The sequence below is a fragment of the Pseudomonas corrugata genome (assembly GCF_050920615.1).
In the GTDB taxonomy this organism is placed as follows: Bacteria; Pseudomonadota; Gammaproteobacteria; order Pseudomonadales; family Pseudomonadaceae; genus Aquipseudomonas; species Aquipseudomonas corrugata.
Genome location: NZ_CP130434.1, coordinates 2,204,091 through 2,222,805, shown reverse-complemented (window position 1 = coordinate 2,222,805; position 18,715 = coordinate 2,204,091). Strand labels below are relative to the sequence as shown.

The following is an 18,715-nucleotide window of genomic DNA, read 5'->3' as shown; positions in this document are numbered from 1 at the left end:
CAGATATTGACTGTGCCACCGCTTTCGCGGGCAAGCCCGGCTCCCACAGAGGCCCAGCCTTGGAACCTGGCGACTACAACTCGAATCGCAGCTCCGGCCAGATCGGTGAGGTACCGCGCTTCTGGGACTCGAGGATCGCCCGGCACAGCGAGCACAGGCGATGATCCTGGAATATCCGGCGATCAACGGCAGACCAGCGCGGCTGGGCCGGCAGCAGGCTGCCGCAGAGCGTCCGGTCTGCCGAGCCACCGAGCTCCAGTTGCCGGGTCACCAGATGCACCCGCACTTCCTGGCAGGCGAACAGGTCCAGCTGTTCGTCAGGCTCGATCAGTTGGTAGGCAAACAGGGACCAGGCGGGACGCGGCATCGGGGGCTCCAAATCGGGGGCGCCACATTAGCCGAAAGACCGCCTGTAGAAAAGCGTCAAAGCAGCGGTTTCAGTGTCGGCCAGACATTTTCCAGCAACTTGCCCTGGGCCGCGACGGACGGGTGCAATCCGTCGCCCTGCATCATCCCCGGAACCCCACCGACGTCCTGGAGGAAAAACGGCACCAGAGGCACTTTTTTCTCATCGGCCAGGGTGCTGTAGACCTTGGCGAAGGCATCGGTGTAACGCCGACCGTAGTTAGGAGGCAGTTGCATACCCAGCAGCAGTACCTTCGCACCGCTGGCGCGGGAGCTGTCGATCATCGCCGCAAGGTTTTGTTGCAATTGTGTTGGCGGCTGTCCGCGCAAGCCATCGTTGCCGCCCAGCTCCAGGATCACCAGGTCCGGCTTATGGGCTGCAAGCAGCGCCGGCAGCCGTGCCTGGCCTCCTGCGCTGGTATCGCCACTGATAGACGCGTTGACCACTTTGTCGTCAAAACCCTCGGCCTTGAGCCGTTGCTCGAGCAACGACACCCAGCCTTGCCGGGTATCCAGGCCGAAAGCCGCGCTGATACTATCGCCAACGATCAGGACTGTACCCGCCGCTGCGTTCTGGACCATACACATCAAGGCCAGGCCGGCACTCAAAAACCACACACGCATCGGATTCTCCATGGGCTCAAGCATTCTCACCGCGAAGGACCTTAGCAAAGTGGTTCCCAGCGCGGAAGGTGAACTGACCATCCTGCACGAACTCAGCCTGGAACTGAACAAGGGCGACAGCCTGGCCATTGTCGGCGCATCCGGTTCCGGCAAATCCACTCTCCTGGGCCTGCTGGCCGGCCTGGACCTGCCCAGCAGCGGTGAAGTGACCCTTGCCGGGCAGGCCCTCAGTGCGCTGGATGAAGATCAGCGGGCGCGGATCCGCGCCGAGCACGTCGGCTTCGTCTTCCAGTCGTTCCAGTTGCTCGACAGCCTGAACGCGCTGGAAAACGTCATGCTGCCGCTGGAACTTGACGGTCGCAAGGATGCCCGCGAACGCGCCACCGAGCTGTTGCAACGGGTCGGCCTGGGCCAGCGTCTGACCCACTCGCCCCGCCAGCTATCCGGTGGCGAACAGCAGCGCGTGGCAATTGCCCGTGCCTTTGCTGCCGAGCCCGACGTGCTCTTCGCCGACGAGCCCACCGGCAACCTCGACAGCCACACCGGCGAGCGCATCAGCGATCTTCTGTTCGAACTGAACAAGGAAAGCGGCACGACCCTGGTGCTGGTCACCCATGACGAACGCCTGGCCCATCGTTGCCGGCGCCTGATCCGACTTGAAGCCGGCCAGATGGTCGCGCCCCTGGAGCCTTGATGGCACGCTTGCCGCTGTTGCGCCTGTTCAGTCTCGCTGTCCGTCAATTGCTGCGCGACGCCCGCGCCGGCGAGTTGCGCGTATTGTTCTTCGCCTTGCTGGTCGCGGTGGCGGCAAGCACCGCCATCGGCTACTTCGGCGCCCGTCTCAACGGCGCGATGATGCTGCGCGCCACCGAATTCCTCGGCGCGGACCTGCTGCTGGAAGGCAGCTCGCCTGCCCGCCCCGAGCAAATCCGCAGCGGCACCGAGCTGGGCCTGGTGCATGCCCTTGTCGTGGAGTTCTCGAGCGTCGTCGCCACCGACAACGGTATCCAGCTTTCCAGCGTCAAGGCTGTCGACGATCTCTACCCGTTGCGCGGCGAGCTGAAAAGCGCACCTTCGCCCTTCGCCCCGGAGGAATCCGGCGGACGACCGAAACCTGGCGAGGCGTGGGTCGAAGCCCGGCTGCTGACAGCACTGGACCTGAAGATCGGCGACAGCATCGACGTCGGCAATACCACCTTGCGCCTGAGTCGGGTGCTGACTTACGAGCCGGATCGCGCCGGCAATTTCTACAGCCTCACGCCCCGGGTCATGATCAACCTCAAGGACCTGGAAGCCACCGGCGTGGTACAGCCTGGCAGCCGCGTCAGCTATCGTGATCTCTGGCGAGGCCCGGCGTCCGCCCTGCAAACCTATCGCGACCTGATCAAGCCGGGCCTGGAAGCCAACCAGCGCCTGCAGGATGCCCGCGACGGCAACCGGCAGATCGGTGGCGCCCTGGGCAAGGCCGAGCGCTACCTGAACATGGCCAGCCTGGTGGCGGTGCTGTTGTCCGGCGTTGCGGTCGCGCTCTCCGCCAATCGTTTCGCCAGCCGACGCTTCGATGCCAGCGCACTGCTGCGCTGCCTGGGCCTGTCACGGCGGGAAACCATGGTGCTGTTCAGCCTGCAACTGACGGTACTGGGCCTGCTGGCGAGCCTCAGCGGCGCCCTGCTCGGCTGGATCGCCCAACTGGGACTGTTCGCCTTGCTGCATGACCTGCTACCCGCCACCGTACCGCCCGGTGGCCTGCTGCCAGCAATCGCCGGTATCGGCACCGGACTGGTGGCGCTGGCGGGGTTCGCCCTGCCGCCCCTGGCCGCATTGGGTCGGGTGCCGCCGTTGCGCGTATTGCGCCGGGACATGCTGCCCATCCCGTCCAGCACCTGGGCAGTCTATGGTGCCGCGCTGGGTGCCCTTGGCCTGATCATGTGGCGCCTGAGCCTGGACCTGGTGCTGACCTTCGCCCTGCTCGGCGGCGGTGTCGTCGCCGCGCTGGTGCTCGGCGGCCTGCTGTTGCTGCTGCTCCAGAGCCTGCGCCGGATGCTCGCCCGCGCATCCCTGCCCTGGCGGCTGGGGCTTGGCCAGTTGTTGCGCCACCCCCTTGCAGCGGCCGGCCAGGCGTTGGCATTCGGCCTGATCCTGTTGTCCATGGCGTTGATCGCACTGTTACGCGGTGAATTACTGGATACCTGGCAAAACCAGCTGCCGAAAAACGCCCCCAATTACTTCGCCCTGAACATCCTGCCCAATGACAAGCAGGCCTTCACCGACAAACTGTTGCAGTTGTCGGCACAGTCGGCCCCGCTCTATCCCGTGGTACCAGGGCGCCTCATCAGCATCAACGGCGAGCCGGCCAGGGAGTTCGTCACCAAGGATTCGGCCGGGGACCGGGCACTGCAGCGCGACCTGAGCCTGACCTGGGCCGCGGACCTGCCGGAAGGAAACGTTGTCACCGCCGGGAACTGGTGGCCGCAGCAGCCACCGGACGATATACCGGGGGTTTCGGTAGAAGGCAAAGTGGCCGAGAACCTTCAGATCAAACTCGGCGACCGGCTGGTGTTCAGCGTGGGAGGCGTCAACCGCGAAGCGAAGGTCACCAGCCTGCGGGAGATCAACTGGGACAACTTCCAACCCAACTTCTTCATGATCTTCCAACCCGGCACCTTGAAGGACCTGCCGGCCACTTACCTCACCAGCTTCTACCTGGCCGCCGGTCACGACCAGCAGATTGTCGACCTGTCCCGGGCCTTCCCGGCGGTCACAATCCTGCAGGTCGAAGCCTTGCTGCAACAACTGCGCAGCATTCTGGCCCAGGTGACCCTGGCCGTGGAGTACGTGCTGCTGTTTGTGCTGGCGGCAGGGATGGCCGTGCTGTTCTCCGGCCTGCAGGCCACCCTTGATGAACGGATTCGCCAAGGCGCGTTATTGCGTGCCCTGGGGGCCGAGCGCCCCTTGCTGGTCAAGGCTCGACGCATCGAGTTCGGCCTGTTGGGTGCGGTCAGCGGGTTGCTGGCGGCCCTGGGTTCGGAACTGGTCAGCCTGGTGCTCTACCGCTTTGCCTTCGACCTGCCCTGGCATCCGCATCCATGGTTGCTGATGTTGCCGCTGGTGGGCGCGTTACTGATCGGCGCTGCGGGGGTGTTCGGTACCCGACGGGCACTCAACGCCAGCCCGCTGACAGTGTTGCGCGAGGGTTGATAGACTTCCGTCCACACCCATCAAAGAAGTTGCCATGAGCCGTTATCGCCCACCTCGCACCGCTGGCACCGCGCTGATCACCCCCGAGGGCGAGGCGCGGATGCGCGCTGAATTCCATGAGCTTTGGCATGTGCGCCGCCCCCAAGTGACCCAGGCTGTCAGCGAGGCAGCGGCCCAGGGTGATCGGTCGGAAAATGCCGAATACACCTACGGCAAGAAAATGCTGCGGGAAATCGACAGCCGCGTCCGTTTCCTTACCAAGCGCCTCGAAGCCCTCAAAGTCGTGAGCGAAAAACCCAGCGATCCCAACAAGGTGTATTTCGGCGCCTGGGTCACGGTCGAAGATGAGGACGGCAACGAGGCCCGCTATCGCATCGTCGGGCCTGACGAGCTGGATCTGAAACAGAACCTGATCAGTATCGACTCGCCACTGGCGCGGGCGCTGATTGGCAAGGCATTGGATGCTGAAGTCAGGGTGCAGACACCGACAGGCGAGAAGCGGGTGTATGTCGTGGACATCACCTATCCATAACCCGGCGGATAAAGGCCGCCTCGAAACATCCCAGCAAACTTGAAGCTTTGACAAGATGACAGCGCTGCGCAAAATGACCGCGCGCGCTGTCTTGCGCCTTTCGCTCAGAACATTATTCAAGGATGAATAATCATGAAGGCTACTCACCATGGATTGGACAGTTGGATGTACAACACCCCTCAGTTATGCAAACTGCGTATCGACGAACTTATTCTGCCCGGCACCCATGACTCCGGCGCAGACAAAAAAGCGCCAAATCCCACTTTGCCTCAGGAAAAGACCCAGGACGTGCCGATCATCGAACAGATCCTGGCAGGCTTTCGTGTGCTCGACCTGCGCGTGGTCTTCTCCGCCAACGCTCCCATCGGCAGCGACAAACGCTTCCAGCTGTTTCACCTCGCCTCCTCCGGACGTACGGTGGGTGGCGACGTTCTGGCGCCGTTGAATGATTTTTACGATGATCCCGACCACAAGGCGGCGAGGGCAAAGGAAATCGTTATCCTGAACTTTCATAAATTCAAGCATTTCAACCGAGCCATCCATCAGGAGTTGCACAGCCTGATCGATTCAAAAATCGGACAACGGCTGCTCCCCCGGAACTGGCGGCGTTCAACGCTGGAAGAGATATGGACCCATCGTCCGGAGAGGACCGTTGTAATTTCCTACAATCACCGCGTAAGGGCAAAGTACTGGAAAGGCGTGGAACATCAATGGAGCGGTCAGAACCTGAACACTACCGCAGCCTTGAAAAGATTCATGGATGAGCAATCGGCACGGAAGAAACCCGACTTCGTATTGCGCTCGATACAATGCGCCAAATACGTGCTGCCCTTTCATCTTCCAGACGACTTCAGTGAAAAGATAGATGAGTGGTTTGAGTCCAGGAACAGCAACAGCTATATCCAGCGCTTCCACATCATCAACACAGACTGGTCGACCCGCAGCCGGATTGTATTCAACTGCATGCACGCCAACGGACTCAGGGCGATGGCCAAGGCAGACAGCCTCAACGCCGGGTGATCAGCCCTTGCCGCGCCACACGGGTCAACTGCCGGATCATTTCAGGGGCATCCGCAGCGCTGGGCGACTGAATGACCGCCAGATCGAAGCTGTCGTTGGCGAAACGTGCCAGGGACTCGCCATCTTCGACAAACTGGATCAGGAATGCAGCGGGCCCGTGACTGCGCCGCGGCCAGCCATCGAGATAACGCAACAGCGTTGGCTGATGGGTACCGCCCAAAAGGATTTTTGGATTGCGCTGCAGGAGGCTCGCCGTGATCGGCGCAAGACGTACAAGGGGACTGGGTGCGTTCATCGTGTCGTGTCTCTGCCTCAAAAAGTCTGCATGGCAGGTGAGAGGCAACACCGAACCAGCGCTTTAGCGGTATTTCGAAGCCTGTTCCAGGCTTCTGACGGTAACTGGATGAGTCACCTGGCGCCCCGCAAGTAGCTGTTTAAATCGGCGCATGAGCAGCATCCTAGAGAAGCCAACCGGCCAGTGTCAAGAATCTGCACTCACAAAAAAGGCCCGTACCAGACGGGCCTTCGATGGTTCGACTCAGTGATCAGCCGGCGATGGCACGATCGACCGACAGCTTGCCAGCCCCCTCGATCAACACCGCAATGCTCGCGGCCAGCAACGCCAGGGCAAACTCATAACCGTTGTTCGCCATGAACAGACCGTTGCCGATGTGCACGGAGAAAATAGCTACCAGGGACAGGAAGGCCAGCCCCAATGCCGCCGGACGCGCCAGCAGGCCCACGATCAAGGCCAACCCGGCAAAAAACTCGGTGCCACCGGCCAATGTGGCCATCACGTAGCCGGGTGTCAGGCCGATGCTTTCCATCCACTGCGCGGTACCCGCCAGCCCATAGCCACCGAACATACCGAAGAGTTTCTGCGAGCCGTGAGCAGCGAAAATGACACCGACGGCGATGCGCAGCACGGTCAGGCCGTAGCCGGCACGGGTAGACAGGATTTTGTTGATGAAGGAGCTCATAGGTTCATTTCCTTGGAATGTGTGGGTTGGTCGCCATATTAATCAGTTAAATCCATATGAAAAGCGCAAAAAGTCCGCCATACAAATCTACTTATTCGATCACTTGCGCACTACAACCTTCTGATCCTTCGGTTCCAACGACTCCCGCTCCCGATCAAACGCCAGATAGTATTTGTTCACACTATTAACGTAGCTGACGGCGCCCATTCCTACCTGCTCCATGGCAATGCGTTCGACCTGGAAAAACCATTGGTTGGGATTCAACCCTCGCCGCCGCGCCTCGGCACGCATGCCCTGAACACGCTCGGGCCCCATGTTGTAGGCAGCCAGCACAAAGGCCATGCGCTCGCGCTCGTTAAGCTTTGGGCTGGAGAAAAACTTGCGACGGATCATGGCCAGGTACCTGGCACCGGCCTGGACATTGGCATCCAGGTTCTGAATATTGCCAACGCCGACTCGTTGGGCCGCCGCCGGAGTGATCTGCATCAGCCCGGTGGGGCCGCTGCCGCTGCGGGCGCCGGGCTGCAGGGCGGACTCCTTGAAGGCCAGGGCCGCCAGGTTGAGCCAGTCCATGTCCTGAGCTTCGGCGTGTTTTTGCAGCACAGGGCGCAGTTTCTCCAGCCGCTGGCGGTCGGCCCGGGCCAGCGGATAATGAACCTGGTACAAACGGCGGTAGATGCGCAGGAAAGCAGCATCCTCGTTGGACGGTGCCTTGTAGGTCGTCAGGAATCCGTTGATGCTCGCCCGCAGCATGGCGGCGTCGCGGCGAACGAACCAGTGTTCGTTATCCGGCTCACCGATCAGCAACTGCCGGTCGAAACGCAACTTGGGCAGGATCTTGCCCCAACGCTCGGCGATGGGTTGCTCGACAATGGTCAGATGGAAAATGCCGCCCTGGACCATTTCCAGCACATCCTCCACCGCCAGGGTGGGGTCGACCCATTCGATTTTCACCGGCGGTAACTTGAGCAACGCCAGCTTCTGGTTGATCTGGCCCACCGCGTCCCCCGCCGCACTGCCGTTGGGCAACGCCAGAGTCTTGCCGGACAACTGCTCCACCCGCGTGTAGCGTTTCTCCCCCTTGATGCCTACCAGCATCAAGGGCACGTCGCGGCGAATCGGATCGCTGGCACTGACCGCATGACTGGGCAAGGGCTCGAGCAATTCCCCCGGTGCCACAAGGTCGCCCTCTGCGCGCTGCAAGGCACCGAGTAGCTGGTCCTTGGCTTTGGGAATGATCTTGAGGGTGATTTCCTGGCCATCCCGGGCATGGCCGTTGAGGTACTGTTCGAACGCCCGCAACCGATGGTATTCGACGCCGATGGGTTGCCCCTGGACTTCACCGGAACTGTTGCGGCTCTGATTGACCAATACTTTCAGCACGCGACTGCTGCGGATCTGCGCCAAGTCACGCACCGTCCCAGGCGCCACCGCCTGCACCGGGCCAGGCAGCCGCGCCTCGGCCGGCATCGGCAGCAGCAGCGAACAACACAGCAGTAGCAACGCCTGGGGACGTGTCATCCACTCTCCGGAAGGGATACCGCGACCCGCCTTCTTGAAAAACGAGGCTTGGGCCGACAGAAACAGAGCACCTTGGGGCGCTGAAAAGTGCGAAAGACTGGCACAGTGATGGCTTTTATACCAATCCGACCTGTCTCGTGGCCTCAACAGACAGCCTCAACTCGTTGTAGTTCTTGGCTTTTCTTATAAATCTACAGCTCTGATATGCTTTCCGGCCTTTGGGCCGAGGTAGCACCATGCAACTCATCGATATCGGCGTCAACCTGACCAACCCCAGTTTCACCGATAAACACCAGGCGGTGCTTGAGCGCGCCTATGAAGCAGGGGTCTGCCAACTGATCCTGACCGGCACCAGCATCGAGGGCAGCGAACAGGCTCTCGAACTGTGTCAACAGCTGGACGAGACCGGCAAGCGCCTGTTCTCCACCGCCGGCATCCATCCCCACAGCGCCAGCGACTGGACCACCGACAGCGCCAGGCATCTCAAGGACCTGCTGGGGCAAGATCACGTCCGTGCCGTGGGAGAATGCGGACTGGATTTCAACCGGGACTTCTCCCCTCGTCCGCAGCAGGAGAAGGTGCTGGAAGAACACCTCGCCCTCGCGGCGGAGCTGCAACTTCCGGTCTTTCTTCACGAACGCGATGCCGACCAGCGCTTGCTGGAGATCCTGCGGGACTTCCGCGACCGTCTGCCGGCCGCAGTGGTGCATTGCTTTACCGGTGAGAAAAAGGCGCTGTTCAGCTACCTTGACCTGGACCTGCACATCGGTATCACCGGCTGGATCTGCGATGAGCGCCGGGGCACGCATTTGCACCCCTTGGTACGCGAGATCCCTCGCGGCCGGCTGATGCTCGAAAGCGATGCGCCCTACCTGCTGCCCCGCACCCTGCGCCCCAAACCCAAGAACGGTCGCAACGAGCCGGCCTTCCTGACGGAGGTTTTGCGGGAAATCGCCTTGCATCGGGGCGAGACCCAAGAAGACCTGGCCGCTCACAGCACAGCGTGCGCGCGGGCGTTTTTCGGGCTGCCCGCGATCTCCTGAGCCGCCCAAATCCCTTGTGGGAGCCTGCTCGCGATAGCAGTGAATCAGCTTGCAAGTCAGTGGCTGGCACTCCGCTATCGCGATCAGGCTCGCTCCCACAGGGAATCCGGGCCAGCCCATGGTTCCTAGCATCAGGTCTGTTGACCCACATCAACACTCCACCTCCCGGGATAGCGGCAAAATAATGGCACCTTGCCAAAACTGTTTCCGCTATCAGAGAAGACCTTCCATGGGTGCCTGGCTTAGCAATATCTCGCTGAAATACAAATTCTGGGCGGTCAACGCGGTCGCCTTTGTAACCACCTTGCTGCTCGTGCTCTATGCACTGCAGCTTGAACAACAGGCCCGCAATGATGCGGCCCGGGTGAATGCCCAGGCCCAGGCGCGCCTGCTCAGCGCCTGGCCGGTCGGTCAGCCGTTGCCCAAGGCCGAGAATCTGCTGTCTTTCCAGCAAGGCCAGATGCCTACATTCAATAATCAATCGTTGCCTTCACTGGCGCAGGCGCAGGGCTGGGTCGATCTCGATATCAAGCCACTAGTCGGCAATCAACCGTTATTGGGTGCAGAAGTGATCCGACGCGGCGACGGTCAACAACTCGCCGTCCTGGCCCAGGGTGCAAGCCTGAGCCAGGTGTTCGGCGAGCGTTTCAGCCAATACGCCGCAGCAGTGTTCGTATTGATGCTTGCCATGCTGGGTGCGTCGCAATTGTTGATCCGCTTCCTGTTGAGCCAGCTCAACACGCTGAAGGACGTGATGCTGCATGTGGAGAAAACCGGCGATCTGTCCGCCCGCGTACCCCTGGCCTGCGAGGACGAAGTGGGACAGATGGCCGCCGCATTCAATGCCATGCAAGCCGGTTATCAACGGGTAGTCGATACCGTGGCCAGCACCGCCCGGCAACTGGACAGCGGCGCGGCGCGATTGGCCTCGAGCATGAGCGAGGTTCGCCACGGCATGCTTGGGCAGCAGAGCGAAACCGATCAGGCGGCGACGGCGATCAATGAGATGTCCGCCACGGTGTATCACATCGCCCAGCATGCCGGCGCCACTCGCGACCTTTCGAAAACCGCCGACACCCTGGCTGGTAATGGTCGCGACGTGGTCAATCGTGTGGAACAGTCAATCACCGGCCTCTCCTCCGGGGTGCAGCAGACCGCCGAAATGATCCAGCGCCTGGCCGAAGACAGCCAGAAGATCAACAGCGTGGTCAGTGTGATCCACAGCATCGCGGAGCAAACCAACCTGTTGGCCCTCAACGCAGCCATCGAAGCGGCACGGGCCGGGGAAATGGGCCGGGGGTTTGCCGTGGTAGCCGACGAGGTACGCAATCTCGCCAAACGGGTACAAACCTCAACGGATGAAATCACCACCATGGTCTCGGCCCTGCAGGCGGGCACCCAGGACGCGGTGGACTTCATGCAGGAAAGTTCCTACAAGGCCGACGATTGCGTACAACAGGCCCGCGAGGCCGGCGAGGCGCTGGAGCAGATCACCGGGGCGGTGGCCCAGATGCGCGAGAGCAACACCCAGATCGCCGTCGCGGCCGAGCAGCAAAGCCAGGTTGCCGAGGAAATGAACCGGGCGGTGGTTAGTATTCGCGACGTGACCGAAAACACCGTACGCCAGACTGTGGACTCGGCCACCACCAGTCATGAACTGGCGACCCTGGCGGGCGAATTGAGCAAGGCGATCGGGCAGCTCAGACTCTGAAACCGCCATCGCGGGCAAGCCTTGCTCCCACAGGTCCATGTGTGCTTTGTGGGAGCAAGGCTTGGCCCTCACAGGTCCATGCGTGCTTTGTGGGAGCAAGGCTTGGCCCTCGCAGGTCCATGTGTGCTTTGCGGGAGCAAGGCTTGGCCCTCACAGGTCCAGCGTGCTTTGTGGGAGCAAGGCTTGGCCCTCGCAGGTCCAGCGTGCTTTGTGGGAGCAAGGCTTGCCCGCGATGGCTTCATCCGAGAACTGACTCTGACTCTATCGCTCCCATAGCCAACCGCGATTCGCCGCCCTGCCCCGCCATGCCTATTCTTGTATCAACAGATGTCAGGCATAAGGAGCAGCATCATGCACAAACGTCACCCTACCCTTGCAGGCTGGCACTGGCACACCTTCAATCCAGCCCATCTGGTGTTGCAACTGATCGCCGTGCCATTGCTCATCATCGCATCGCTGCTGATCATCTCGGGCGCGCTCAACCTTGACCTGGCGGACATCAGCATCGGTATCATCGCGGTATTCGCCTCGCTGGGACTGCTGCGCCACACTCATTGAGCGCCCACATACCTCAGCCGAAAATCGTCACCGTCTGCCGGCTCATGGCGATCAGGCGGCCATCGGCGCTCCAGAACTTCGCAGCGACGTGACCGTAGCCGTCCTGGGCGTGCTCGATCTCGGCCAGGTACTTGCACCAGTCCAACGTCGTGAGCGCCAGCACCGGTTGGACGAATTCGATGGTCCAGGTCAGCGTGCTACCCGGCGCCATCTGTGTCAGGTGCGGCAGTAACGCGGGCGGCCAGGCATCCACCAGCGCGAGGATGTGGGCCTCGTTGAGCGGCTCTTCCTTGACATCCCCACGCAACCGTACCCAACCACCCATGCTGCGGGATTTATTGCCGGTGAATGGCAGACCACCGACACTCCAGCACATCGCCAGGTGACGCATGAACTCCGGCGTGCCACCCTTGATATAAGGCAGCTCCTGGCATTGCTCGATGCTTTTGAACTCAGGCGCAGGGTCGGCCTGCACCGCCACCACGGAGGAGCGCGACGCACCGAAGCTGCCTTGCACCACTGTCACCACTTGGCCGTTCTGCATCGCGCGCCCCTGCACCTGGCTGACCGCTTTGCCTTCACGCAACACTTCGACTTCAAAACTGACGGGCACGTCCGGTTCGACCGGGCCAACGAAGGTGATTGCCAGCGAACGCACCGGACGATCCGCCGGCACCCGTGCGCGCATCGCCTCATATTGCAGTGCCGCCACCAGCCCACCAAAAGTGGCGCGTCCCTGACCCCATTCAGGGGCGATGGTCACGGCGTCTGGCTGACGGCGCACGGCATCGATCAAATCGGAAAAGCGCATGGCAACCTCGAAAGCGTCGGAGAAGGATGAAGGATCTTAACCAGCCGGGATCAGCGACACAGCGCTCATTCCGGCCAAAGAGGCTGACAGATAGGCCGCCACACTTTAATCAACGCATAGAGCATTGTGGGAGCGAGCCTGCTCGCGATGGCGGAGGGTTGGTCAGCATGGGGCAAGCTGAGCCGGCGCTATCGCGAGCAGGCTCGCTCCCACAGGGAGATAGAGGGTGGTTTTTTCAGGATTTCTCGAAGCAGCTCGCGATCAGCTTATCGAGCACCTTGTCAGCCTTGGCTTCGGCCTGGGTCATGGTAGTGCGCCAGACCGGCACACAGGGTTGCAGGTCGTGTTCCCGTTCAGCCTGGGCCAGCCATTGCCAGCAGTCGTGCCAATCGCCCAGGGCGCCTTGGGCGGACTTGAGTCGTGGCATGGCCGATTCCGGCAGGCGATCGAGTTCCGGGTAGGCTTCGATCGCATAGCGCACGCGCTTGATCAGCAGCCGCAACCGGTGGCGGTCATGGGCCGGATCACGCAACGCTTCACCGAGTTTTTTCCATTGTTTGTCCAGACGCTTTTCAATGCGTTTGCGCAAGCCCTTTAGCAGCCCCTGATGCTGGGCAGCGCGAACGAAGCGCGGAAATGCATCGAGGATCATCAACAGCTGCGCCAACTCCCGACTAGCGGCCACGGCTGGATAGGCCTGGGCCATCTGCAGCCGGCGCCGTTGCGCCGCGCTGGTCTTGCCCTGCAGCTCAAGATAAGCCGCCAGCACTTCCCGGTCACGCAGCGGCGTGGTCAGGGCACCAACCGCTGAAGCGGCTGTTTCCAGCTGTTCAACACCCGGCAAGCCGCGCAATGGGCGGAGCAAGCTGCGCAAACGGCGAACCGTGGTCCGCAGGTCATGCAGCGCTTCACTGTCGGTATGGGCATTCAAGCGGGCCTGGCAGGCCAGCAGGCGGACTTCCAGGCCAAGAATCCTGGCCACCAGCCGATCGATCATAAGGGCGTACTCCGTACGCAGTTGCAAGCCTCAAGCTTCAAGCTGCAAGTAGAGGCGTGTCGCATGCTTCTCTCCTGCAGCTTGTCGCTTATAACTTGCCGTTGATCTTATCGTCCCGCACGGGACTCGCGGATGTAGAAGCGAGCTTTCTCGGCCTTTCTGGAGCAGCCTTCGAACGCTTCGAACTGCTGCTGGGTCTTGGCACCGGTCAGCAGCGACAGGGCCTTGGAGTAGCTGACAGTACCGGCAAAGCCTTCGGCCTTGGCCAGGTCCAGTTCATGCCAGGCGGCATCGAGCTGGGTACCGCAGCTGTCACGATAAGCTGTTTTGCCTGCACAACCAGCCAGGGCCAGAACCATCAGGGATGCTACTAGGGGCAGGCAGATCCGGGCTTTCATCATTACACCTCAGTCAGGTCAAACAGTCGTGCTGGTAAGACGGCCTTAAAGGCAAAAAGTGCCTTGTGCCGAGCGCCTTAATTCAAGTGTGGGCGAGCATACAAAAATGTCACTCCCGCGTGTCAAATAACGACGTTTGTGCCACAACGATTGAGCCGGGCCGTCGATCAGTGCATTGTTGAAGTCTGTTCGACAAGAGGCAGGGTCATGACAAAACGTGTCGCATTGGTATTGGGTTCGGGCGGCGCCCGAGGCTACGCCCATATCGGGGTGATCGAGGAAATCGAACGACGTGGCTATGACATTGCCTGCATCGCCGGCTGTTCAATGGGTGCCGTGGTGGGTGGAATCTATGCCGCCGGCAAGCTCAGGGACTACCGCGACTGGATCGAAAGTCTGGACTACCTGGACGTTTTGCGGCTGGTGGACGTCAGCTTCCGCCTTGGTGCGATCCGCGGAGAAAAAGTCTTCGGACAGATCCGCAAGATCGTCGGCGAACTCAATATCGAAGACCTGCGCATTCCCTACACCGCCGTAGCCACGGACCTGACCAACCAACAGGAAATCTGGTTCCAGGAAGGTTGCCTGCATCAGGCAATGCGCGCCTCGGCGGCGATTCCCAGCCTGTTCACGCCAGTGATGCAAGGCAACCGCATGCTGGTGGATGGTGGCCTGCTCAATCCGCTGCCGATCGTGCCGGTAGTATCGAGTCACTGTGACCTGATCATCGCAGTCAACCTCAATGCCACCAACCAGCGACAATACAGCCTGCCGGTCATCCCGCGTCCCGCTGCGTTCAAGAGCCGATTCGACAATCTCATCAGTTCCCTGGGGTCGAAATTGCCATTTCGTCGCAAGCAGGCCGAGCAATTGTTGCTGCTGGAGCAGGAAGCGTTGAAGGCCGAGGCCGCCGACATCAACCCCTGGCTCGAATCCGCCGAGCCTGAAGGCCAGCAACCGGCCGCCGCGCCCGAGACTGAAGGCGCACCGAAGTCCGCCACCGGTTCATTCATCATCGATAACGTCGGCCCGGCCTCGTTGCTGGATTTGATCAACCAGAGTTTCGAGGTGATGCAAACCTCGCTGGCCCAATACAAAATCGCCGGGTATCCGCCGGATGTATTGATCAACGTACCGAAACGGGTGTGCCGGTTCTTCGAGTTCTACAAGGCGCCGGAGTTGATCGCTCTGGGGCGGGAGATTGCCAGTGACACTCTGGATCGGTATGAAAGTGAACAGAGCTGAGATTTTCAGCGGCTCTCAGGACCTCTTCGCGAGCAGGCTCGCTCCCACATTGAACGGGCTGTGTTCACCAAGGGAGTCCTGTCTCGATTCGAACGTGGGAGCGAGCCTGCTCGCGAAGGCAATCGCCCTGGCGAAGATGAACTAAAGCCCACCCTCTCCCAACAACCGATACCCCACCCCCGCCTCGGTCGCAATGAACCGGGGACGCGTCGGGTCGTCGGCCAGTTTTTGACGCAGGTGGCCGACGACGATGCGTAGGTAGTGACTGTCTTCGGTGTGGGTCGGGCCCCAGATGTCCTTGAGCAACTGTTGTTGGGTGATGACCCGTCCGGGGTGCCGCGCCAGTTGTGCCAGCACGGCGTATTCCTTGCGGGTCAGGGCCACTTCGGCGCCGTCCAGCAGGACCCGTCGATAGGCCAGGTCCACCGTCAGCGGACCAAACGTCAGCGCCGCTTCCCGGGCCTCGCCTGCCGGTGCCTGGCGCAAGAGAGCGCGGACGCGGGCCAGGAATTCCTGGATGCCGAACGGCTTGGTCACGTAATCGTTGGCGCCGTTGTCCAGCGCCTCGACTTTCTGGGCTTCACTGGCCCGCACCGAAAGCACCAGCACCGGCACCGTCGACCATTGGCGGAACTCGCACAGCACCTGCTGACCATCCATGTCCGGCAGGCCCAGGTCGAGCACCAGCAGATCAGGCTTATTCAATGCCGCCAGGGCCAGGCCGTCAGTCCCTGTACCGGCCTCCAGCACCTTGTAGCCCTGGGAGACCAGGCTGATGCGCAGGAATTTGCGGATCTGCGGCTCATCATCGATGACCAGGAGGGTCGCGGTTTGGCTCATGGATTCGGTTCACTGAAAATCAAATGGCAGAGAGTAACGCAGCCCGGCTCAAGCTTCATCGCCCATGTCCGGTTGTGCCTGCAATGGCAGGTGCAAGGTGATGCAGGTGCCACGCCCATCGAGGCCTTCGCCCACACTGATGCGCCCACCATGGGCACCCACCATGCCCTGACAGATCGCCAACCCCAGACCCGTGCCCTGCCCGCCCCGATCGCCGCGCGCAGCGGTGTAGAACATGTCGAAGATTTTCTCCCGCTCTTGCTCGGGGATCCCCGGCCCTTCATCGGCCACGGCAAAAAACACTTCACCGTCCGTCGCACCTGCGCTCAGCGACAGACGTCCGTGGGGCGGCGAGAAACGCGCGGCATTTTCCAGCACGTTCACCAGGGCCTGTTCGATCAGCGCCGCGTGGACATACAGCAATGGCAATTGGGCAGGCACCTCGACGCTGACCATCAGCGGCGCCAGCATCGCCCTCAGGCGGTTCAACGCGCTGCCGACGATATCGGCCGGCGCCACCCAGTCCCGCGCCAGTTTCAGGGCTCCGTGGCCGAGGCGGGTCATGTCCAGCAGGTTCTGGATGTAGCGATCCAGGCGTTCGGCTTCATCGCGGGTGCCTTCGAGCAATTCGCGACGATCCGCCAGCGGGATCGCCTCCCCCAGTGCCAGCAGGCTGTCGATGCTGCCACGCATGGCGGTCAACGGCGTGCGCAGATCATGGGAGACCGAGGCCAGCAAAGCGCTGCGCAGTTGCTCGGTCTCGCCGTGCAGGCGCGCCGCCTCGAGATCCTGAGCCAACTGCGCCCGGGCCAGCGCCTGGGCCAGCGGCTGACTGAGGGCCGCCAACCAGCGACGCCGTTGACCGCTCAAAGGACTGTCGTCTTTCGAACGCACGCCCAGCAACGCCAGCGGTCCACCCTCCACCGACAACGGCCACCACCACCAGCGCCCGAGCGGCAGTGTCCCGGTACCGGCGCCGGCCGGCTGGTCGTGCTGCCAGGCCCAATCGGCCGCCGCACGTTCGGCCTCGACGAACGTCAGCGCCTCAGCGGTCTCGACCTTCCAGCCACTCTGGCCTTCTCGATTGAGCAGACACAGCTGCAAGTCATGCCAGCCGTTGAAGTGCTGCGCGGCGGCGCTGATCACCGCCTGACGGTCGGTGGCAGCCGTGAGCTTGCGGGACAGATCAAGCAATTCGCCGGTTTCCTGCTGAGTGTCGCGCAGCGCCTGCAACTGCCGACGCTGACGGGCAGCAAGATTGCCGGTCAAGGCCGCCATTAGCAGGAAGAACGCCAGCGTCAGCACATCTTCGTCACGCTGAATGGTGAAGGAAAAGTTCGGCGGGATGAACAAAAAGTCGTAGGCCAGGAACGACAGTGCCGCACAAGCCAACGCCGGGCCGAGGCTGCTGCGCACCGCCACCAGCAAGACCGCCATCAGAAACACCAGGGAGATGTTGGGCAACTCCAGCAGCCCGGAAATGCCCCAGGCCAATGCACTGGCCGCTACGGTCGCCAACAACGCCAGCACGTAGTCGAAACCAGTCTGGACGCGACTTGAATAAACGCGGGCTGGACGCAGTTGCTCATCGCTGTCCAGCACGTTGATCTCCAGCCCCCGGGCATCGCGCAACAAGCGTGAGGCCAGGCCGCCGCCAAACCAACGCCTGCGCAGGCGCGGTCGGGACTGCCCGACCAGGAGCAGCGTGGCCCGACGTTCGATGGCATGCTGAATCAGAGTCCTGGCCACTTCGCCGGCCCGCAGCAGCACCACCTCACCGCCCAGACGCTCCGCCAGTTGCTGGGCATTCTGCAGGCGCTGGCGCGAGGTCTCGTCCGGAGCGCCACCGTTGTCCACGTGCACCAGGCTCCACGGCAGATGCCGACGCTGGGCGACGCGACTGGCATGGCGCACCAGGCGCTCGGCTTGGGTATCGCCGTCGACTCCCACCAGTAATCGACCACGCACCACCGGGGCGGCCTGCCCCAGTTGCCGATAGCCGAGCGCCAGATCGTTGTCCACTTGCGCAGCGGCGGTCTGCATCGCCAGCTCACGCAGGGCCGTCAGGTTGGTCTGGGTGAAGAAAGCATCGATCGCCGCACGGGCCTGCTCGGGCACATAGACCTTGCCATCACGCAGGCGCTCCAGCAGTTCTCGGGCCGGCAGGTCGATCAGCAGCAGCTCATCGGCTTCCTGCAGGACCCAATCCGGCAGTGTTTCTCGAACCTGCACCCCGGTGATGCCGCGTACCTGGTCATTGAGACTTTCCAGGTGCTGGACGTTGACGGTGGTGTAGACGTCGATGCCGGCAGCAAGCAGCTCTTGAATGTCTTGCCAGCGCTTGGCGTGGCGACTTCCGGGAGCATTGCTGTGGGCCAGTTCGTCAACCAGCACCAGCTTTGGCCGGGCGGCCAGCAGACCGTCGAGGTCCATCTCCTCAAGCATCACGCCACGGTATTCGGAGCGCACTAAAGGCTGCTGCACCAGGCCACCGAGCAGCGCTTCGGTTTCGGCTCGACCGTGTGTCTCCACCACGCCGGCGATGACCTTCACGTTCTGACGCAACTGGGTATGGGCCGCTTGCAACATGGCGAAGGTCTTGCCGACACCCGGTGCCGCGCCAAGAAAGACCTTGAGCCGACCACGGCCAGTACGGGGCAGTTTGGCTAACAGGGCGTCGGCGCGGCCGGAGTCGCTCATGGTGTGGTTCTCTTGCTTTCGGGTATTGATGGTATGCCCATTCTCACAGGCGCCATGGAACCCTCGTGGGAGCGAGCCTGCTCGCGATGACGATATATCAGCTTGCAGATGTGTGACTGATACACCGCTATC

The 18,715-nt window shown here is 61.8% G+C and carries 18 protein-coding genes; 8 read left to right on the top strand and 10 right to left on the bottom strand.

Annotated features, from left to right (window positions below; translation table 11 throughout):
- Nucleotides 1-73: 73 nt before the first annotated feature.
- Nucleotides 74-367 carry a hypothetical protein gene (locus QZH45_RS10190; protein WP_024776677.1) on the bottom strand — a complete coding sequence of 98 codons (294 nt, stop codon included), beginning with the start codon at nucleotides 365-367 and terminating at the stop codon, nucleotides 74-76.
- A gap of 56 nt (nucleotides 368-423) precedes the next feature.
- A complete protein-coding gene (locus tag QZH45_RS10185) occupies nucleotides 424-1,029 on the bottom strand; it encodes an arylesterase (protein ID WP_024776676.1) in 606 nt (201 codons plus the stop codon).
- 10 nt (nucleotides 1,030-1,039) lie between these two features.
- Here QZH45_RS10185 and QZH45_RS10180 point away from each other — a divergent pair, with 10 nt between their 5' ends.
- From QZH45_RS10180 to QZH45_RS10165, 4 genes are all read left to right on the top strand, one after another.
- Nucleotides 1,040-1,723: an ABC transporter ATP-binding protein gene (locus QZH45_RS10180; protein ID WP_024776675.1), complete on the top strand. Its 684-nt coding sequence runs from the start codon at nucleotides 1,040-1,042 to the stop codon at nucleotides 1,721-1,723.
- Nucleotides 1,723-4,227 (top strand): ABC transporter permease, encoded by a 2,505-nt coding sequence (locus QZH45_RS10175; protein WP_024776674.1) that lies wholly within the window; start codon nucleotides 1,723-1,725, stop codon nucleotides 4,225-4,227. Before QZH45_RS10180 ends, QZH45_RS10175 begins: the two co-directional genes overlap by 1 nt.
- 34 nt (nucleotides 4,228-4,261) lie before the next feature.
- Nucleotides 4,262-4,759 carry a transcription elongation factor GreB gene (gene greB, locus QZH45_RS10170; RefSeq protein ID WP_024776673.1) on the top strand — a complete coding sequence of 166 codons (498 nt, stop codon included), beginning with the start codon at nucleotides 4,262-4,264 and terminating at the stop codon, nucleotides 4,757-4,759.
- Nucleotides 4,760-4,891: 132 nt separating this feature from the next.
- A complete protein-coding gene (locus QZH45_RS10165) occupies nucleotides 4,892-5,779 on the top strand; it encodes a hypothetical protein (protein ID WP_024776672.1) in 888 nt (295 codons plus the stop codon).
- On the opposite strand, the gene QZH45_RS10160 is transcribed toward QZH45_RS10165, so the two are convergent.
- The 3 genes from QZH45_RS10160 to QZH45_RS10150 form a co-directional block, all read right to left on the bottom strand.
- Entirely contained in the window at nucleotides 5,766-6,074 is a 309-nt protein-coding gene (locus QZH45_RS10160; RefSeq protein ID WP_024776671.1) for a hypothetical protein, read from the bottom strand. The two genes, QZH45_RS10165 and QZH45_RS10160, sit on opposite strands and share 14 nt — an antisense overlap.
- Before the next feature lie 250 nt (nucleotides 6,075-6,324).
- Nucleotides 6,325-6,759, bottom strand: coding sequence for a DoxX family protein (locus QZH45_RS10155; RefSeq protein ID WP_024776670.1), 435 nt, complete (start codon nucleotides 6,757-6,759; stop codon nucleotides 6,325-6,327).
- A 99-nt stretch (nucleotides 6,760-6,858) separates the two neighbouring features.
- Entirely contained in the window at nucleotides 6,859-8,280 is a 1,422-nt protein-coding gene (locus tag QZH45_RS10150; RefSeq protein ID WP_024776669.1) for a transglycosylase SLT domain-containing protein, read from the bottom strand.
- A gap of 236 nt (nucleotides 8,281-8,516) precedes the next feature.
- On the opposite strand from QZH45_RS10150, the gene QZH45_RS10145 reads away from it, so the two are divergent.
- From QZH45_RS10145 to QZH45_RS10135, 3 genes are all read left to right on the top strand, one after another.
- Nucleotides 8,517-9,323 carry a TatD family hydrolase gene (locus QZH45_RS10145; RefSeq protein WP_024776668.1) on the top strand — a complete coding sequence of 269 codons (807 nt, stop codon included), beginning with the start codon at nucleotides 8,517-8,519 and terminating at the stop codon, nucleotides 9,321-9,323.
- Nucleotides 9,324-9,552: 229 nt separating this feature from the next.
- Nucleotides 9,553-11,034 (top strand): methyl-accepting chemotaxis protein, encoded by a 1,482-nt coding sequence (locus QZH45_RS10140; protein WP_024776667.1) that lies wholly within the window; start codon nucleotides 9,553-9,555, stop codon nucleotides 11,032-11,034.
- Between the two features lie 351 nt (nucleotides 11,035-11,385).
- Nucleotides 11,386-11,592 (top strand): hypothetical protein, encoded by a 207-nt coding sequence (locus tag QZH45_RS10135; protein ID WP_024778756.1) that lies wholly within the window; start codon nucleotides 11,386-11,388, stop codon nucleotides 11,590-11,592.
- A gap of 13 nt (nucleotides 11,593-11,605) precedes the next feature.
- Here the strand turns inward: QZH45_RS10135 and QZH45_RS10130 are convergent, their stop codons facing one another.
- The 3 genes from QZH45_RS10130 to QZH45_RS10120 all read right to left on the bottom strand — a co-directional run bounded on the left by QZH45_RS10130 (nucleotide 11,606) and on the right by QZH45_RS10120 (nucleotide 13,798).
- Nucleotides 11,606-12,403, bottom strand: coding sequence for an acyl-CoA thioesterase (locus QZH45_RS10130; protein WP_055135278.1), 798 nt, complete (start codon nucleotides 12,401-12,403; stop codon nucleotides 11,606-11,608).
- Nucleotides 12,404-12,638: 235 nt separating this feature from the next.
- Nucleotides 12,639-13,400, bottom strand: a complete 762-nt coding sequence (locus QZH45_RS10125) for a CHAD domain-containing protein (protein WP_069018506.1) — start codon at nucleotides 13,398-13,400, stop codon at nucleotides 12,639-12,641.
- A 107-nt stretch (nucleotides 13,401-13,507) separates the two neighbouring features.
- The gene (locus QZH45_RS10120) at nucleotides 13,508-13,798 is read right to left on the bottom strand and encodes a hypothetical protein (protein WP_024778753.1); all 291 of its coding nucleotides are present in this window, start codon (nucleotides 13,796-13,798) and stop codon (nucleotides 13,508-13,510) included.
- Nucleotides 13,799-14,005: 207 nt separating this feature from the next.
- On the opposite strand from QZH45_RS10120, the gene QZH45_RS10115 reads away from it, so the two are divergent.
- Nucleotides 14,006-15,043, top strand: coding sequence for a patatin-like phospholipase family protein (locus QZH45_RS10115; RefSeq protein ID WP_055135276.1), 1,038 nt, complete (start codon nucleotides 14,006-14,008; stop codon nucleotides 15,041-15,043).
- Between the two features lie 141 nt (nucleotides 15,044-15,184).
- Here QZH45_RS10115 and QZH45_RS10110 read toward each other — a convergent pair whose 3' ends face one another.
- Nucleotides 15,185-15,883 (bottom strand): response regulator, encoded by a 699-nt coding sequence (locus QZH45_RS10110; RefSeq protein WP_055135275.1) that lies wholly within the window; start codon nucleotides 15,881-15,883, stop codon nucleotides 15,185-15,187.
- A 48-nt stretch (nucleotides 15,884-15,931) separates the two neighbouring features.
- Nucleotides 15,932-18,583 carry a sensor histidine kinase gene (locus tag QZH45_RS10105; protein ID WP_055135274.1) on the bottom strand — a complete coding sequence of 884 codons (2,652 nt, stop codon included), beginning with the start codon at nucleotides 18,581-18,583 and terminating at the stop codon, nucleotides 15,932-15,934.
- Nucleotides 18,584-18,715 lie beyond the last annotated feature (132 nt).

Bases quoted from the DNA above. Each gene is read 5' to 3' on its own strand.
- QZH45_RS10180 (WP_024776675.1), top strand. From the start codon at position 1,040: ATGGGCTCAAGCATTCTCACCGCGAAGGACCTTAGCAAAGTGGTTCCC.
- QZH45_RS10175 (WP_024776674.1), top strand. From the start codon at position 1,723: ATGGCACGCTTGCCGCTGTTGCGCCTGTTCAGTCTCGCTGTCCGTCAA.
- QZH45_RS10165 (WP_024776672.1), top strand. From the start codon at position 4,892: ATGAAGGCTACTCACCATGGATTGGACAGTTGGATGTACAACACCCCT.
- QZH45_RS10185 (WP_024776676.1), bottom strand. From the start codon at position 1,029: ATGCGTGTGTGGTTTTTGAGTGCCGGCCTGGCCTTGATGTGTATGGTC.
- QZH45_RS10110 (WP_055135275.1), bottom strand. From the start codon at position 15,883: ATGAGCCAAACCGCGACCCTCCTGGTCATCGATGATGAGCCGCAGATC.
- QZH45_RS10105 (WP_055135274.1), bottom strand. From the start codon at position 18,583: ATGAGCGACTCCGGCCGCGCCGACGCCCTGTTAGCCAAACTGCCCCGT.
- QZH45_RS10115 (WP_055135276.1), top strand. From the start codon at position 14,006: ATGACAAAACGTGTCGCATTGGTATTGGGTTCGGGCGGCGCCCGAGGC.
- QZH45_RS10150 (WP_024776669.1), bottom strand. From the start codon at position 8,280: ATGACACGTCCCCAGGCGTTGCTACTGCTGTGTTGTTCGCTGCTGCTG.
- QZH45_RS10155 (WP_024776670.1), bottom strand. From the start codon at position 6,759: ATGAGCTCCTTCATCAACAAAATCCTGTCTACCCGTGCCGGCTACGGC.
- QZH45_RS10145 (WP_024776668.1), top strand. From the start codon at position 8,517: ATGCAACTCATCGATATCGGCGTCAACCTGACCAACCCCAGTTTCACC.
- QZH45_RS10130 (WP_055135278.1), bottom strand. From the start codon at position 12,403: ATGCGCTTTTCCGATTTGATCGATGCCGTGCGCCGTCAGCCAGACGCC.
- QZH45_RS10135 (WP_024778756.1), top strand. From the start codon at position 11,386: ATGCACAAACGTCACCCTACCCTTGCAGGCTGGCACTGGCACACCTTC.
- QZH45_RS10160 (WP_024776671.1), bottom strand. From the start codon at position 6,074: ATGAACGCACCCAGTCCCCTTGTACGTCTTGCGCCGATCACGGCGAGC.
- QZH45_RS10125 (WP_069018506.1), bottom strand. From the start codon at position 13,400: ATGATCGATCGGCTGGTGGCCAGGATTCTTGGCCTGGAAGTCCGCCTG.
- greB (WP_024776673.1), top strand. From the start codon at position 4,262: ATGAGCCGTTATCGCCCACCTCGCACCGCTGGCACCGCGCTGATCACC.
- QZH45_RS10190 (WP_024776677.1), bottom strand. From the start codon at position 367: ATGCCGCGTCCCGCCTGGTCCCTGTTTGCCTACCAACTGATCGAGCCT.
- QZH45_RS10140 (WP_024776667.1), top strand. From the start codon at position 9,553: ATGGGTGCCTGGCTTAGCAATATCTCGCTGAAATACAAATTCTGGGCG.
- QZH45_RS10120 (WP_024778753.1), bottom strand. From the start codon at position 13,798: ATGAAAGCCCGGATCTGCCTGCCCCTAGTAGCATCCCTGATGGTTCTG.